The 16,784-nt window shown below is 31.1% G+C and carries 13 protein-coding genes and 1 pseudogene; all 14 read left to right on the top strand.

Features of this window, described 5'->3' with window-relative positions; all coding sequences use genetic code 11:
• The first annotated feature begins 2 nt into the window (after positions 1 to 2).
• The 14 genes and pseudogenes from wecC to CHB80_RS08070 all read left to right on the top strand — a co-directional run bounded on the left by wecC (position 3) and on the right by CHB80_RS08070 (position 16,755).
• Positions 3 to 1,211 (top strand): UDP-N-acetyl-D-mannosamine dehydrogenase, encoded by a 1,209-nt coding sequence (wecC, locus tag CHB80_RS08135; protein ID WP_089370955.1) that lies wholly within the window; start codon positions 3 to 5, stop codon positions 1,209 to 1,211.
• A gap of 7 nt (positions 1,212 to 1,218) precedes the next feature.
• The gene (locus tag CHB80_RS08130; RefSeq protein ID WP_089370954.1) at positions 1,219 to 1,800 is read left to right on the top strand and encodes an acyltransferase; all 582 of its coding nucleotides are present in this window, start codon (positions 1,219 to 1,221) and stop codon (positions 1,798 to 1,800) included.
• A gap of 11 nt (positions 1,801 to 1,811) precedes the next feature.
• A complete protein-coding gene (locus CHB80_RS08125; RefSeq protein WP_089370953.1) occupies positions 1,812 to 3,260 on the top strand; it encodes a lipopolysaccharide biosynthesis protein in 1,449 nt (482 codons plus the stop codon).
• A complete protein-coding gene (locus CHB80_RS08120; RefSeq protein ID WP_089370952.1) occupies positions 3,248 to 4,456 on the top strand; it encodes an O-antigen polymerase in 1,209 nt (402 codons plus the stop codon). Before CHB80_RS08125 ends, CHB80_RS08120 begins: the two co-directional genes overlap by 13 nt.
• Complete coding sequence (locus CHB80_RS08115) at positions 4,453 to 5,436, top strand: glycosyltransferase family 2 protein (protein WP_089370951.1); 984 nt, start codon at positions 4,453 to 4,455, stop codon at positions 5,434 to 5,436. Before CHB80_RS08120 ends, CHB80_RS08115 begins: the two co-directional genes overlap by 4 nt.
• 7 nt (positions 5,437 to 5,443) lie before the next feature.
• Positions 5,444 to 6,586 carry a glycosyltransferase gene (locus CHB80_RS08110; protein ID WP_089370950.1) on the top strand — a complete coding sequence of 381 codons (1,143 nt, stop codon included), beginning with the start codon at positions 5,444 to 5,446 and terminating at the stop codon, positions 6,584 to 6,586.
• 355 nt (positions 6,587 to 6,941) lie between these two features.
• Positions 6,942 to 7,103 (top strand): annotated as a pseudogene (locus CHB80_RS25125) (DapH/DapD/GlmU-related protein); the annotation flags it as partial.
• Entirely contained in the window at positions 7,104 to 9,224 is a 2,121-nt protein-coding gene (locus CHB80_RS08100; RefSeq protein ID WP_089370949.1) for a bi-domain-containing oxidoreductase, read from the top strand.
• Positions 9,225 to 9,255: 31 nt separating this feature from the next.
• Positions 9,256 to 11,097, top strand: a complete 1,842-nt coding sequence (locus CHB80_RS08095) for an alginate lyase family protein (protein ID WP_089371320.1) — start codon at positions 9,256 to 9,258, stop codon at positions 11,095 to 11,097.
• A 2-nt stretch (positions 11,098 to 11,099) separates the two neighbouring features.
• Positions 11,100 to 12,347 (top strand): glycosyltransferase family 4 protein, encoded by a 1,248-nt coding sequence (locus CHB80_RS08090; RefSeq protein WP_089370948.1) that lies wholly within the window; start codon positions 11,100 to 11,102, stop codon positions 12,345 to 12,347.
• A 30-nt stretch (positions 12,348 to 12,377) separates the two neighbouring features.
• Positions 12,378 to 12,977 (top strand): sugar transferase, encoded by a 600-nt coding sequence (locus CHB80_RS08085; RefSeq protein ID WP_089370947.1) that lies wholly within the window; start codon positions 12,378 to 12,380, stop codon positions 12,975 to 12,977.
• A 2-nt stretch (positions 12,978 to 12,979) separates the two neighbouring features.
• Positions 12,980 to 13,627: an acetyltransferase gene (locus CHB80_RS08080; protein ID WP_089370946.1), complete on the top strand. Its 648-nt coding sequence runs from the start codon at positions 12,980 to 12,982 to the stop codon at positions 13,625 to 13,627.
• Positions 13,627 to 14,766: a DegT/DnrJ/EryC1/StrS family aminotransferase gene (locus CHB80_RS08075; protein ID WP_089370945.1), complete on the top strand. Its 1,140-nt coding sequence runs from the start codon at positions 13,627 to 13,629 to the stop codon at positions 14,764 to 14,766. The genes CHB80_RS08080 and CHB80_RS08075 overlap by 1 nt, the downstream gene beginning before the upstream one ends.
• A 15-nt stretch (positions 14,767 to 14,781) precedes the next feature.
• On the top strand, positions 14,782 to 16,755 hold the full coding sequence (locus CHB80_RS08070) for a polysaccharide biosynthesis protein (RefSeq protein ID WP_089370944.1): 1,974 nt from the start codon (positions 14,782 to 14,784) through the stop codon (positions 16,753 to 16,755).
• Positions 16,756 to 16,784 lie beyond the last annotated feature (29 nt).

Genomic DNA, 16,784 nt, shown 5'->3' with positions numbered 1-16,784 from the left:
ACATGCAACCAGAAGTAGTCATGATAGGCCTTGGATATATAGGCCTTCCAACAGCAGCCCTAATTGCTTCAAATGGAGTAAATGTACATGGAGTAGATATTAACCCTAAGGTTGTAGAAACCATTAATAGAGGAGAAATACATATTGTTGAACCAGAACTTGATGATGCTGTTGCTAAGGCAGTAAATAGAGGTTTCCTTAAAGCCGATGTAAAAGCTGTTAAAGCAAATAATTATTTAATCGTAGTGCCTACTCCTTTTAAAGGAAAAAATGAACCGGATATCTCTTTTGTAGAAGCTGCTACAAAAGGAATCTTGCCATTATTAAAAGAAGGAGATCTCTATATTATTGAATCTACTTCACCTGTTGGGACTACAGAAAAAATGATGGATTTGATTTATTCAGAACGTCCAGAGTTAAAAGATAAATTATATATAGCGTATTGTCCTGAGCGTGTTCTACCAGGTAATGTTATGTATGAATTAGTTCATAACGATAGAGTTATCGGAGGGGTTAATAGTGAAAGTACAGAAAAAGCAATTGCTTTTTATAGTAGTTACGTAAAAGGAGAATTACATCCTACCAATGCAAGAACAGCCGAGATGTGTAAACTTGTAGAAAACTCTTCTAGAGATGTTCAAATCGCATTTGCTAATGAACTTTCTCTTATTTGTGCTAAAGCAGATATAAATGTTTGGGATCTTATTAATCTTGCAAATAAACATCCTCGTGTTAATATTTTACAACCAGGTTGTGGTGTAGGAGGGCATTGTATTGCAGTAGATCCTTATTTTATAGTTGCAGATTTCCCAATGGAATCTCAAATTATTGGTAAAGCAAGAGAAATTAATAATTATAAATCTTTTTGGTGTGCAGAACAGGTTAAAAATGCAAAACTTCAATTTCAATTAGATCATGGTCGTAAACCAAAAATTGCAATAATGGGACTTGCATTTAAACCAAATATTGATGATTTAAGGGAGTCTCCTGCAAAATATATTGCTCAAAAGGTATTGCAAGATGCAAATGATGAAGAATTTTATATTGTAGAGCCAAATATAGAAGAACATAAAGTTTTTAAATTAACGCAATATGAGGATGCTTTCGCGAAAGCGGAAATCGTAGTATACCTAGTTGCTCACGATGAATTTAAGACCTTACCTAAAAAATCAGATAAAATTATTTTAGATTTTGCAGGTGTAAATAAATAATTTAGTAATGAGAAATTCTTTAGAAAATCTATTTGCTACTATACTAAGTTTTTTTTTGTTTTTTTATGAGCGTTTTTTAATGTTCAGAATAAAGAGAGCTTGGGGTATTGCTAATCTTCGAAAAATAAAAAACAAAGGAGTGAATGTAAAGGTAATGGGATACACTCGCTTTTTGAATCCAGAAAATATCATTTTAGGAGATAATGTACGTATAGGCTACGATTGCTTTCTTTATGGAAAAGGAGGGATAGAAATAAAGAGTAATACTATTTTATCTAGAAGAATTACAATTTACAGTAGCAATCATGATTATAATGGCACTATGATTCCTTATTCTAATGACTATATACATGATAAAGTTACAATAGGTTCAGGTGTGTGGATAGGAATGGGAGCTTCAATCACTCCAGGAGTGACTATAGGTGATGGAGCGATTATAGGTATGGGAACAATTATTTCTAAAGATGTAAAACCAGGGGAAATTGTAGTAGGTAAAGGTCAAAGAGTTGTAGGAGAAAGGGATATGAAGCGCTTTGAAGAACTTGCAAATCAAGATCTTTTTTATTCAAAAAAACACCCTAATAATTAGAAATAAGTACAATGCGTAAGGACGTCATTTTATTATTTGTATTTAATCTAGTAAATTCTTCTACGCAGTTTGCTCTAGTACTTATTTTAAGTCGTTTTCTCGATCAAGAAGATTATGCCACGTACAGGCAATTTTTTTTACCATTTGAAGTATTGGCGCCTCTTCTAGGGCTTGGGTTATCAAATACCATTTTTTATTTTTTTCCTCGTTTTGAAAATAAAATTAAATTGCTTCAAACTTGTTTAAGTATTGTATTAGTTATTTCTATAATATTTCAGTTAATAATAAGTTTAGGTGCCGATTATCATATAGCAACACTTCTAAAAAATGATTCATTAATTAATTACTTCTATATACTAGGCTTATTTTCATTTTTTTCATTGTCAAATACTGTAATGTATTCTTATTTCATTTTGATCAAAAAAACGAAAACAAGCCTCGTCATAAATTTTATTGGTAATATCATTTTATTACTTGGAATGTTATTTTTGGCTATGTACTATAGTTCTTTAGAGTTTATCTTAATTTTCAGGACTGTAGTATTTGCTATTATTTTTATTTTAATGTTATTACAAACAAAGGCTTATATTTTTCAGTATAAAAATTGGGGTAATTTTAAAATAGATCTTAATAAAATATTTATGTATTCTTATCCAGTAGGATTGTCGTTGCTGGTAGGAGTGATTTCTTATAAAATCGATAAAATTTTAGTTTCAAATTTTACGAGTCCAGAGGATTATGCAATATACATAAACGGAGCGTTTGAAGTGCCTTTAATATCAATTGTCACTTCATCTATAGCTGGTGCTACTTTTGGTGTTATGACTCAATATTGTAAGGATAAAAATTACACGCTGGCATTATCATTATTTAAAAAAATAACAATTACATCTGCATTAGTGCTCTTTCCTAGTTTTGCATTTTTATTTTGGTATTCTAAGGATGTAATTTTGCTTTTATTTGGAGAAACTTATGAGGCAAGTCATTATATATTTAAAGTTTATCTTTTTTTATTACCCATTAGAATTATACAATATGGGAATGTGTTAATAGCTCTTGATAAGGCATCAATACTTTTAAAGAGGAGTCTTATAGAGTTAATCCTAAGTTTAGTGTTGAGTTTACTGTTTTATCAATTAGCAGGCATAAATGGTATTGCGTATGGTTTAATTATTAGTGTATTATTTTGGACAGTTCCATTTAATCTTTCGGTGATTTCAAAAGGGTTTGGAGTTTCTATACTTGAATTAATACCTTACAAGAAATTATCTGTAATTATTCTATCGGCATTTATAGGAACTATTGTATCCGAGCTAATACAAATAATATCTATTGAGTTGAATATATTTTTCGATATAGTAATAACATCTATTGTTTATGGTTTGTTACTTATTTTGTTTAAGTATATTACATATGACCCGAATGTAAAAATTAAAATCAGATTGTCTTGTTTGGATTAATTATAAACTTATTAATAACGATTATTTTTATTGTTCCTCTGTTGAGAAAAGGAACAAGTCTTGATGTGTTTATCATTTGGGGTTTATATTTTATGTCTAGCGTACTAGCATTTTTCTTTGATCCTGGAGACATAAGAGGGTTCACAAGATTTAGCGATTATCCAGATTCATATTTTATCTTATATGGTATTTTTGCTTGCTACTGCCTAAGTCCGTTGTACACCATACGAAATCCTAAATATAAGCCTGAACTTAAGCATGTCAACTTTAACATAAATCAAAGACGATTGTTGATGTTTGGAGTTCTAGGTGGTATTTATGCTATTATCTATGTATTTCCGCATGCATTTAAATCTGTAGCTTTAGGAGCTTCAGAGATTAGAAATAGTTTTTTAAAAGATAAAACAAATACAGTATTACCAATTTCTATATTTACAACCATAGCTGTTGCATTTGCATCATTTTTCTCAGTCTTTTTAGCTGTTTTTTTTATGTCTTTAAAAAGTAATCTTTCAAAAACTTGGAGATATTTACTTTTTATAGCATCGCTTTCTTATATAGTTGTATCACTTGCATATACAGCTAGAGATGGGTTTTTGTTTTATATTATTTTTGGATCAATATTTGTTACAAATTACTGGAGCTATTTTAATGATAGATTAAAAAAGAGAATTAAAATCTTTGGTTTTTCTGTATTAGCAATTGGTGTATTTGTCTTGGGATCATTTACTCAAGACCGATTTGGAGATTCTGATGCAGGTACTATGGGGTATATTGCTACACAGCCATATGTTTTTGCAGAAAATATTATACAAAGAGAAGGGTATGGAGATCAATATTATTATGGAACATCATTACGACTTCCATTGATTAATCGTGTCTTAGGAATACCAATTGAAGAGTTTGATAGAACCGAGCCATACGAGTGGACGTTTGGGACTTTTCTAACAGACTTCTATAATGTAAATGGCTTTTTGTCATTAATAATACTAAGCGTATTATTTACAGAATATTTTAGATATCAATTTAAGAAATCTAAAAATTCCAGTTTGCGATATTTATTGGTATATACATTCTATGTACATTTTATTGTGTCAGGGTTATTTTACTTTAGGTTAGGTTCTTTTAGTGGTAATGTTTTTATGCTTATCCTCGTAATTTTTATTTCACTTCAGAAAAAAAATAGTATACAATGAGTTTTTCAATAATAGTCCCCGTTTATTTTTATAATGAGTATGTAAAGGGAATGTTGATTTCTTTATTAAATCAAACATTTAAAGACTTTGAATTAGTTGTTGTAGGAAATTCTATTTCTGAAACAGCATTTAAAGAGATTAAAGCATCTATGGAAACTGTAATTAATGGAAGTATTGATTGTAAGTTTATCCATACAGAGGAAAAAGGGGCAAATAATGCTAGAAAATTAGGATTCAGTACTTCTACAAAACCATACGTGTTTTTTATTGATAGTGATGACCAAATAAATGATACTTCTAGTTTTGATAGAATTATAACGCTACTCAAAAAAACACCTATAGATATAATTTCTTTAAACTTAGAAAATGCTACTTATGTAAATGACAAATACACTTCTAAAAATACAGTCTATAATTTTCAAAAACCAAATAAATTATTAGACATAAACATTGATTATAAAACTATAATAAATAATTTTGGAACTAATATTTGTGCTAGATTTATAAATAGAGAGCTATTAGAAGGTGTGCACTTTCTTGATTTACCATATAGCCAGGATTGGAATATATCTTGTAAAATTTTTCCAAAAGCAACTACCTTTTTGTTTGTAAGTAATCCCGAATATGGATGGGTATATAGAGAGAACTCTATAAGTCGTAAATCTTCAATGTCAAAACAAAAACATGAGGATTCATTTAATTCAATAACAGATATTGTAAGTTTTTTTGAAGAAAACAATTTTGACAAAGACTATAAACTTTTCTTGAATAAAAGAATCGTAGAGTTTTCATTACAATACATTATTAGAGGCAAAGATTATGACTTTAAAAAAGCAATCAAAAGAAGTCAAGCTCTTCTAAAAAAATCTTTCTCGTATTCATCTGATACTCTAAAAGATAAAAAAACAATGGTCATGTATATGATGATTAGAGTTCCCGTTTTATTAAAAATGTATTTAAAGTATAAGAAAATATCATAACATAATTGTGAAAAATATACTCATAAACTTAATACCTATTAAAAAGGGAGGCGGTCAACAAGTCGCAACTAATTTTGTGACACATGTTCAAAAAATTAATTCCATTAATTGTACATATTTAGTCACTAAAGGAACAGAAATACATAAGCTTTTAGAAAATTCTGAGAATGTGAATTTTGTTATAGTTGATCCTAAACCTACATCAAGACTAGTATTTAATTTATTTGATTTAAAAAAAATAATTAAAAAACATGATATAGATATTATTTATACACTTTTTGGTCCATCGCTTAAAGGACATGGTGTTAAAACGGTTACTGGCTGTGCTTATTCTAACTTGTTTTTTCCCGAAATTGACTTTTGGTCTGCTTATTCAAAGCTTAAACAAGTAAAACTAAAGCTTATTGATTACTATAGATTAAAATCAACATTAAGATCTGACGCTATAGTCTTTGAAAATGCAGCAATGCAATCTAGAGCAATTTCATTATTTAAGGTTCCTGAAAATAGAACAAAACTTATTTTGCCATCAATATCAGAATATCTTGATACTCCTATATCCGAGGAGTTAGAAACAAGATTAAAAAGAATTAATACTGATCATTTTAATATCCTTTTTCTTACAGGGTGGCATAAAAATAAGAATCTACAAATGATTCCTTTATTTTTAGAAGAATTAAAAAAGTTAGGATGCAACACTGTTAATTGTGTAATATCCGTTGCTGAATCACACCCCGAATCGCAAGCTTTACTTAGTGATGCAAAAACGCGACAAGTAGACAACCACATATCTTTTATTGGAAGTGTTCGACCTCATGAATTACCTCATTTATATAATAAAATAGACGGTGTAGGATTATTAAGCTTATTAGAAAGCTTTAGTAATAATATAATTGAATCATGGTTTTTCAAAAAACCATTATTTATATCAGATGCCGAATGGTCTAGGGCTATATGTAAAGACGCCGCTATATATGTAAATAGAGATAATGCACAGGATATTGCAAAACAAATAGACACGTATATTAAAAACAAAGAAAAACAAGATTTGTATATAAAAAATGCTAAAAAAATTCTTTTAGATTATCCAAGTCCTGAAGAAAAAGTAAATTTACAAATAGAGTTCCTCCAACAACTTTTAAATGAATAAAACAGTAAAAAACTTCTTAGTGTGTACATATGAAAGCATGTCTTTTGTTGTGTTTAACTTACCTAGGCATAAGTTATTTAACTTCTTTAAGTCTAATTATTTGAGAATACAAGGAGCAAAAATTGGTAAAGGAATTACATACTATCCGGGTATACGTATCAACCCTGCTAGAAATATAACCCTAGGAGATCATGTAGATTTAGCTTGGGGAGTTATTATTACTACTGGAGGAGAAGTAGAAATTGGAGATAGAACTTTAATAGGGTATAGAACAATCATATCATCCGCTAATCACACAATTCCAGAAAATAAAGGTAGAATATTTGGTGCAGGTCATGTTCCTGAAAAAGTGAGTATAGGAAAAGATGCATGGATAGGTGGGAATTCTGTTATTGTAGCAGGAGTTACAATAGGAGAAGGAGCTGTCGTAGCTGCAGGAAGCGTTGTTACAAAAGATGTAGCACCTTATACAATCGTTGGTGGAATTCCAGCAAAATTTATTAAGAATAGAAACTAAATGAAACAAATTATACAATCCTTCAAAACAGGAGAAACCATATTAGAAGAAGTGCCAGCACCACAAGTAAAGAGTGGCCAAGTATTAATAAGAACTACTAAGAGTTTAGTTTCTTTAGGAACCGAACGAATGCTAGTTGAGTTTGGTAAATCTAGTTTAATAGCAAAGGCAAGACAACAACCTGATAAAGTAAAACAAGTTTTAGATAAAATTAAAACAGAAGGGTTAATGCCTACTTTAGAAGCTGTTTTTAATAAACTAGGAGAACCCTTACCATTAGGGTATTGTAATGTAGGTGTTGTAGAAGCCGTAGGACAGGGGGTTTCTGAATTTAAAGTGGGAGATAGAGTAGCTTCTAATGGTCCACATGCTGAGTTTGTTTCTGTACCCAAAAACTTAGTAGCCTTAATTCCAGATGGTGTGTCTGATGAAGAAGCTTCTTTTACAGTTATAGGAAGTATAGGTTTACAAGGAATACGTTTATGTAACCCAACCATCGGAGAAACTATTGTAGTTACAGGAATGGGACTTATAGGACTTATGACAGCTCAGTTACTAAGAGCTAATGGATGTAAAGTTATAGGAATTGACTTTGATCAGTCTAAACTTGATCTAGCAAAACAGTGGGGAATTGAAACAATTAATCCAGGAAAAGGTGACGATCCTGTAAAGACTGTATTAGAACTTACAGATAATATTGGTGCTGATGGTGTAATTATTACGGCATCAACAAAAACGAATGATGTTATAGCGCAAGCAGCTCAAATGTCTCGTAAACGAGGTAGAATTATCCTTGTAGGAGTTATAGGCTTAGATATAAGTAGAGCCGATTTTTACGAAAAAGAACTAACCTTCCAAGTATCTTGTTCATACGGACCTGGACGTTATGACGATAATTATGAAGCCAAAGGGCAGGACTATCCATTATCTTTTGTACGATGGACAGAACAACGTAATTTTCAAACAATACTTAATGCTATTAAAGCTTCAGACATTAATGTAAAACCTTTAATATCTGAAGTAATAGATATAGACGATTACCTTAAAATTTATGGAGAAATTGGTAGTTCAAAATCCATTGCCTCCATTTTAAGTTATAAAGATGCAGTATATGCTAATGACATTGTTGTGAGTGAATCACGTAAAAGTGAATCTAAATCAAACGGATTAGCAATTGTAGGAGCAGGTAATTTTACAAAAATGACCATGTTACCAGCTCTTAAAGGTACCAATGCAAATCTATCACATATCATAAGCTCTGGAGGAGTCTCAGGAACAGCATTAGCAAAGAAATTTAATATCTCAAATAGTGCTACAGATTATGAAGCGGTATTAAAAGAAGAAACTGTAAATACTGTTGCTATTACAACAAGACATAATTTACATGCCCCTATGGTTATTAAATCATTACAGGCTAATAAAAATGTCTTCGTAGAAAAACCATTGGCACTCAATACAGAAGAGCTTAATGAAATTGTTGATGCCTATACTAATGGTAATAGTACATTAACTGTTGGATTTAATAGGAGGTTTTCACCTTATGCAGTTAAGATGAAATCTTTACTAGGAAACTCAAATACGCCTATTCATGTAATCGCAACGATGAATGCTGGTATGATTCCTGCAAATGTATGGGTACATGATCTAAAAGTAGGAGGTGGGCGTATTATAGGAGAAGCTTGCCACTTTATTGATTTAATAAGTTACTTTACAGGAAGTAAAGTGATTGCTGTTTGTATGAATGCAATGGGAAAAGCACCCGAAGAAAATACAGACAATGCAACCTTATTACTTAAATACGCAAATGGTTCTAACGGGGTGATTAATTACTTTGCAAATGGTAGTAAATCATACTCAAAAGAGCGTGTAGAAGTATATTCTCAAGAACGTACATTAATATTGGACAACTGGCGTAATCTAAAAGGATATGGCTTTAAAGGGTTTTCAAAAATGAAAACTAAAATGGATAAAGGACATAAAGATCAATTTGAACTTTTAGTAAACCAAATAAACAATGGAGGAGAAGCATTAATTCCATTTGATGAATTAATTAATACAACAAAAGCTTCTTTTGCAGCAATAGAAAGTCTCAAAACAGCCGCTTGGGTAGATGTTGAATAAACTACGGAAATTAATTGACCTATTTAATAATATGGGGATCCGTTACGTCACTTTTAGAGTGAAGTATATGGTGTCTTCAAAGTTAGGCATACATAAGAATAAGTTTCCAATCTCTCCAGATTCTAAATCCTTTATTACGTTAGCATCATGGCGTGCCAATACCCCTTTATTCTTTTTTGATGATAAAGATGCTATCCCTGTAGATAAAAAACAAAATGATGTATTAGCGTCACGCTTTCGCGAAAGCAAAAACGGAACCTATACCTTCTTTAGTAGTAAAAAATATGATTTAGGAACAGCGTATGATTGGATTGTTAACTCTGCAACGGGTTATCGTTATGATATTACAAAACACTGGTCGGAAATTGAAGACCTTTCTGCAGAAGCGGGTGATATCAAATATGTATGGGAGAAAGCACGGTTTTCATACTTATATGATATTATAAGACATGATTATCATAATGATAGTAATCAAGCAGCATTTGTTTTTTCAGAGATAGAAAGCTTTATAAATCAGAATCCAATTAATTTAGGTCCCAATTATAAGTGTAGTCAAGAGATTAGCTTGCGTATTCTTAATTGGACTTTTGCATTGTATTATTATAAACACTCTACACATTTAACTTCAGAGCGTTTTGAGGCTATTTTAAATAGTATTTACTGGCAATTGCATCACGTTTATAATAATATTAATTTCTCTAGAATTGCTGTTCGTAATAATCACGCAATTACAGAGACTTTAATGCTTTACATATCTGGATTACTTTTCCCTTTTATACCTGAAACTAAAAAATGGAGTAGACAAGGGAAAAAATGGTTTGAACAGGAAATTGATTATCAGATATATGACGATGGTACTTTTCTTCAGTTTTCTATGAATTATCATAGAGTAGCTGTACAATTACTTACTTGGGGAATCCGTTTATCACAACTGCATAATGATACATTTACAAAAGCAGTATATGAAAAAGCAAAGAAATCACTTGATTTTTTAGAAGCTTCTCAAGATCCTGTCTCAAAACAGTTGCCTAATTATGGATCTAATGATGGGGCATTATTTTTCAAATTAACCGATGATGATTATCGCAATTATCAATCACAATTAGATGACCTACGGGCGGTACTCTCGGGAACGGTTAGACAATCTTCTGAAAGTCAAGGTTGGTACGGTTTACAAGACCTTAAAATAGATCCTACTAGGAAAGATGGTATCTTTAGTTTTCGCGAAAGCGGATATTATATTATTCAAGAAGAGAGTGTTAAAACATTTATTAAATGCGGTTCGTATAAAGATCGACCAGCACAGGCTGATAATCTACATTTAGATATTTGGGTAAATGGAATCAATTATTTAAGAGATGCAGGGAGTTATAAGTATAATACTTCTAAAGAAGAGCTTGATTTTTTTATGGGTACAAAAGGCCATAATACGATAAGTGTGAATGGAAAAGATCAAATGTTAAAGGGAAGTCGTTTTATATGGTATAATTGGATTAAAAACGCAATAGGTAATCTTTCAGAAACTACTAATAACTATGTTTTTGAAGGACAAATAGAAGCATTCAAACATATAGGTGGATATAATCATAAACGTAAGGTCGATAAAATTAAAAATCGATTAGAATGGAATGTGATTGATGAAGTGACTTTAAAGAAAGGAGATTTTATAGAACAATTTTGGCATATTAATCCTGATATAGAAGATCTTATAGAGATTACAGCCGTAAATAGAGATGGTAACCCAGTAGAACTGTTAAAAAATACTGCTTGGTATTCCAGTTATTATGGAGTTAAAATCCCATCTTTGCAACTGTCATTTAAAGATACAACTGGCAAGCTTATTACAACCATCAAAATAAAGAGTTCTAATTAATTATGCGCATATTATTAATTCATCAGTATTTTCTGGAGAAAAATGAAGGGGGAGGTTCTAGATTTAATGAAATGGTAAAAGCATGGACAAGTGACGGAGTGAAGATTGATGTCATATCCGGAATGGTTAATTATGCAACTGGAAAAAAACCTGAAAAATATAAAGGAAAATCTTTTTATAAAGATACTGGGTTTTATGATGGAGTAGATGTATACAGATGTCACGTTTCTGAATCATATAACACAAATTTTTTAGGAAGACTATGGGGGTATTTCTCATTTGTCTTTTCTTCTACAATTGCAGGTTTGTTTAAAACTAGAGAGAAGTATGATGCTATAGTCGTAACATCTCCGCCATTATTTGTTGGAATTACTGCTTTTATACTTTCAATTTTCAAGCGTGTTCCAATTGTTTTTGAGGTAAGAGATTTATGGCCTGAATCTGCAATAGACACTGGAGTTTTGAAAAATAAACTCATTATTAAAATGGCATATTGGTTTGAGAATTTTATTTATAAAAAATCTGCACTAATAAATGTTTTAACACCAGCTTTTAAAACAAAACTTATTGAAAAAGGTGTTTCTCAAGAGAAAATTTTATTTATACCAAATGCCGCAGATTTTACACTAGCAGAACAAATTCAAAATAGTGACTTTGATGCAGATGCCTTTAAAAAAGAGTTAGGACTAGAAGGGAAGTTTGTAATTACCTATGTAGGAGCTCATGGTGTTGCAAATCATTTAATACAGTTAGTTGACGCAGCTAGTAAACTACAAGATACTCCAGTAATTTTTCAGTTAATAGGCTCTGGAATGCAAAAACAGATGTTACAGGATGAAGTTAAAAATAGAGGCCTTAATAATGTTATTTTTAGAAACGCTGTCCCAAAAAATGATGTTTTTAAATATATTCTTGCTTCAGATATGGGAGCCTCAGTTTTAAAGAAAGTAGATACCTTTAAAACGATCTATTCTAATAAAACTTTTGATTATATGTCTTGTAAACGCCCCGTTTTCTTAGCTATAGATGGAGTATCAAGGGAATTAATTGAGAAAGCAGATTGTGGTGTATATGTAGAACCAGAAAATATTGAAGATATAGAAACCAAAATAAGGTTAATACTTCAAAATAGGGAAGAATTAATTGAAAGTGGAATTCGTGGATATAATTATGCGAAAATTCATTTCGATAGATCTATTTTAGCTCAACAATATATAAATCATATACAAAGCTTGTGTGATAAAAAATAGAAGTGTTACTTTGTAGTAAGAATAAGAAATATGTACCCAAATTTCTTTAAACCATTATTAGATATTGTAACTGCTATAATTGTACTGTTATTAGTAAGTCCTATACTAATTTTTTCAATTATAGGTCTAAGTATTGTTAATTTTGGAACTCCATTTTTTGTGCAAAAACGTCCAGGGAAGAATGGTCGTATCTTTAATATTATCAAGCTAAAAACTATGACAGATGAGCGAGATGCTGACGGCAATTTACTGTCAGATGCAGATCGATTGACAGTTATTGGTCGGATCATTAGAAAAATGTCTTTAGACGAAATCCCACAATTATTTAATGTGATAAAAGGTGAAATGAGTATTGTTGGACCTAGACCATTACTTCCTTCATATTTAGAACTATATTCAAAAGAACAAGCTAGAAGGCATCATGTTAAGCCTGGAATAACTGGGTGGGCACAGGTAAACGGTAGAAATTTAATAAGTTGGGAAAGAAAATTTGAATTGGATGTTTGGTATGTAGATAATCAAACATTTCTTTTAGATATAAAAATATTAATGTTAACAGTAAAGAAAGTGTTTTTGCGAGAAGGGATTAATTCTTCTGGACAAGCAACTACAGAAAGTTTTAAGGGGTAATTATGGGAAAGAAAATAGCTATCTATGGGTTTGGAGGTTTTGGACGAGAAGTTAAAAGCCTAATTGAAGATATTAATACAAATAAAGAACAGTATGAATTTATAGGTTTTTTTGATGATAATCCTGAAATAAAAAACACTATAAATAACTATACAATTTTAGGAGGCATCAAAGAATTAAACGCTTGGAATGATGAAATTTCTATAGCTGTTGCAATTGGTGATCCAATTACTAAAAAAAGTATTGTTCAAAAAATTAATAATCCTAAAGTAAGTTTCCCGAATTTGATTCATCCAAGTGTCATTGGAAACCCAAATAATTATACCATTGGTCATGGATGTATAATTTGTGCTAATAATATACTTACAGTAGATATTACAATTGGTAATTTCTTGATTTTAAATTTAGCATGTACTATAGGTCATGATACTCTGATAAAGGATTTTTGTTCAATAATGCCAGGCGTTAATGTCTCTGGAGAAGTAGAATTAGGTGCTTGTTCTTATATAGGTACTGGGGCTAAAATTATAAATCTAGTTCATATAGGAAAAAATACTATTGTAGGAGCAGGTGCAGTTGTTTCTAAATCATTGCCCGAAAATTGTACAGCAGTAGGAATACCTGCAAAACCTATTAAATTTTCAAAATAATGAGTGAAGCTAAAATATGGCTTTCTTCTCCTCATATGGGAGGAGCAGAACAGAAATATGTAAATGAAGCTTTTGATACAAATTGGATCGCTCCATTAGGACCTAATGTAAATGGCTTTGAAAACGATTTAAGTACCTATCTTAATAATAACCCTGTAGCTGCATTGAGCTCTGGGACTGCCGCACTTCACCTTGCATTATTACAATGCGGTGTTGGCCAAGGTGATGAAGTTATTTGCCAATCATTTACATTTTCTGCAAGCGCAAATCCTATTACATATCTAGGGGCTACTCCAGTTTTTGTAGATAGTGAAGACGTAACGTGGAATATTTCTCCAAAATATTTAGAAGAAGCTATTACTGATCGTATAGCAAAAGGAAAAAAACCAAAAGCAATAGTTGCGGTACATTTATATGGTATGCCGTATTTAGTAGACGAGATACATGCAATTGCCAATAAATATGAAATCCCTGTTGTAGAAGATAGTGCCGAAGCATTAGGTTCTACCTATAAAGGAAGAAACTGTGGTACTTTTGGTACTTATGGTGTTTTATCTTTTAACGGAAATAAAATCATTACTACGAGTGGAGGTGGGGCTCTTGTTTGTCCATCTGAAGAAGCAAAAAAGAATACTGTATTTCTAGCAACGCAAGCTCGTGACGATGCTCCGCATTATCAACATAGTAATATAGGCTATAACTATAGGTTAAGTAATATATCTGCAGGAATTGGTAGAGGACAAATGGAAGTGCTCGACAAACACATAAACCTTCGTAGACAGATGAATTCTTTTTATCAAGAGCTTTTTGAAAAATACGATGGTATTACTGTATTTACAGAACCTAATGAAGATTTTTACAGCAATCATTGGTTATCAGCAATTTTAGTAGATCCTGAAAAAACCAATGGGGTTACGAGAGAGGATATTCGTCTCGCTTTCGCGAAAGCAAATATAGAATCTAGACCTCTTTGGAAACCCATGCATATGCAACCTATTTTTGAAAACTGTGCTTTTTATGGAGAAAATGTTGCATTTCGTCTATTTAAAAACGGATTATGCGTACCTTCGGGTTCAAATTTAATATCAAAAGATAGACAAAGAATAGAAAAGGTTATCTTTGACCTACTATCAAGATAGGTACGATTAACGCGTATGAAAAATAAATTACAAATTGCTGTTGAAAATTTATTTTCTGACGATAATAAGTTAGATATTAGGAATATTAGATATCTTCCTAGGTGGGCTGTATTATTTATTGATACAATACTCGTTACTTCTAGTTTATTTCTCACCTATTTTCTTTTAAAAGACCTTAACATTGTTCCTTTAAAGACATTAAGAGTTTCACAACAAATAGGACTTATTGTTGGAATAAATTTCATTTTCCTTTTATTATTCAAAACCTATGCAGGATTAATAAGACATTCATCATATATGGATGCATTGAAACTCTTTTTTGCTTCGGTTTCTACATTTCTGACATTATTAATTATTAATATTATAAGTCTAGCGGTAATAGGGAATAAAATCTTTATTGGTACAGGCCTTATAGTATTCCTGTTTATTTCTTTTTCTGCCTTATTTGTTTTTAGATTATCGGTAAAGCAATTATATGAATATTTTAAAGTTGCTCAACAAGAAGAAGAACTTATAACTGCTGTTATTGTTGGTGTAGATGATGGTGCTATTTCAATAGCAGCTGCATTAGATATTGAGCATCCACAACGTTTTAAAATACAAGGTTTTGCTTCTAGTAGACAGAACAAAAGCTTACGTATTTTAGGAAAACCAGTTTTAGAAATGAACACTTCTATTAGTAGTCTGGTTCATAAATTGGATGCACAGGCTATTATATTTTCTGGTAATACATTGAATGCGGAAGAGCGTTATGCATTGGTAAAAGATTGTTTAGAGAATGATATTAAAGTTTACAATTCTCCATTAGTTATAAATTGGTCAGAAAACACAACCGTAACTGATCAATTAAAATCTTTACAAATAGAAGATTTATTAAATAGAGACCCTATAGTACTTAATGCTAAGAATAAGACTGCTCAAATTAGTAATAAGAATATATTAGTAACAGGAGGAGCTGGTTCTATTGGGAGTGAAATTGTAAGACAAGTTGCGACATATAGTCCTAAGAGACTTATTATCTTAGATCAAGCAGAATCTCCATTACATGCACTACATATAGAACTTAAAGACAAATTTCCAGATCTTACAGTCACTTATGTAATATGCGATGTTGTTAATAAGAAACGGTTACGTGTACTTTTTGAAGCCTATAAGATAGACGTAATATATCATGCAGCTGCATACAAACATGTCCCATTAATGGAGGATAATCCATCTGAGGCTATACATACCAATGTATTAGGAACAAAATTGATGGCTGATCTCGCAACAGAATTTGGAGTAGGACATTTTGTAATGGTAAGTACAGATAAAGCTGTAAATCCAAGTAATGTAATGGGTGCTTCAAAAAGAGCAGCAGAAATGTATGTGCAATCATTATATTTTGAACAAAAGGAATTAGCGCTTAGTAATACCAAAATCACTAAATTTATTACCACTCGTTTTGGTAATGTATTAGGATCTAATGGTTCAGTAGTTCCTTTATTCAAAAAACAAATCGAAGCAGGAGGTCCAGTAACAATTACACATCCAGATATTATCCGTTACTTTATGACAATTCCAGAAGCTTGTCAATTAGTACTGGAAGCTGGCGCTATGGGAAAAGGAGGGGAGATTTTTATTTTTGACATGGGAGAACCTGTAAAAATTATGGACCTTGCAGAAAAAATGATAAAGCTAGCTGGTCATATTCCAAATGAAGATATTGATATAAAAATCACAGGATTAAGACCTGGAGAAAAACTTTATGAAGAATTATTAAGTGATAAAAGTAGAACACTTCCCACACATCATGATAAAATTATGATAAGTGAAGATGAAACTAAAGAGTATCACCTTGTAAATGAGTCAATAAAAGCTATTGTAGAAGCTGCAACAGAAAATATGAATAATAAGACAGTAGCTAAGCTTAAACAACTAATTCCCGAATTTAAAAGTAACAACTCAGAATATGAAATTTTAGATATTCAAGTTGAGAAACAAAAATAGTTATAAAAGTGATAAAGATGGGCTATAAA

Origin of the sequence: Dokdonia pacifica (assembly GCF_900188275.1) — a bacterium.
Taxonomy (GTDB): Bacteria; Bacteroidota; Bacteroidia; order Flavobacteriales; family Flavobacteriaceae; genus Dokdonia; species Dokdonia pacifica.
Note: the sequence above shows the minus strand (reverse complement) of the source record. Positions and strands in the feature narration are given on the sequence as shown.

Coding starts and splice junctions, on each gene's coding strand:
- wecC (WP_089370955.1), top strand. CDS start 3: ATGCAACCAGAAGTAGTCATGATAGGCCTTGGATATATAGGCCTTCCA.
- CHB80_RS08130 (WP_089370954.1), top strand. CDS start 1,219: ATGAGAAATTCTTTAGAAAATCTATTTGCTACTATACTAAGTTTTTTT.
- CHB80_RS08125 (WP_089370953.1), top strand. CDS start 1,812: ATGCGTAAGGACGTCATTTTATTATTTGTATTTAATCTAGTAAATTCT.
- CHB80_RS08115 (WP_089370951.1), top strand. CDS start 4,453: ATGAGTTTTTCAATAATAGTCCCCGTTTATTTTTATAATGAGTATGTA.
- CHB80_RS08100 (WP_089370949.1), top strand. CDS start 7,104: ATGAAACAAATTATACAATCCTTCAAAACAGGAGAAACCATATTAGAA.
- CHB80_RS08095 (WP_089371320.1), top strand. CDS start 9,256: ATGGGGATCCGTTACGTCACTTTTAGAGTGAAGTATATGGTGTCTTCA.
- CHB80_RS08090 (WP_089370948.1), top strand. CDS start 11,100: ATGCGCATATTATTAATTCATCAGTATTTTCTGGAGAAAAATGAAGGG.
- CHB80_RS08085 (WP_089370947.1), top strand. CDS start 12,378: ATGTACCCAAATTTCTTTAAACCATTATTAGATATTGTAACTGCTATA.
- CHB80_RS08080 (WP_089370946.1), top strand. CDS start 12,980: ATGGGAAAGAAAATAGCTATCTATGGGTTTGGAGGTTTTGGACGAGAA.
- CHB80_RS08075 (WP_089370945.1), top strand. CDS start 13,627: ATGAGTGAAGCTAAAATATGGCTTTCTTCTCCTCATATGGGAGGAGCA.
- CHB80_RS08070 (WP_089370944.1), top strand. CDS start 14,782: ATGAAAAATAAATTACAAATTGCTGTTGAAAATTTATTTTCTGACGAT.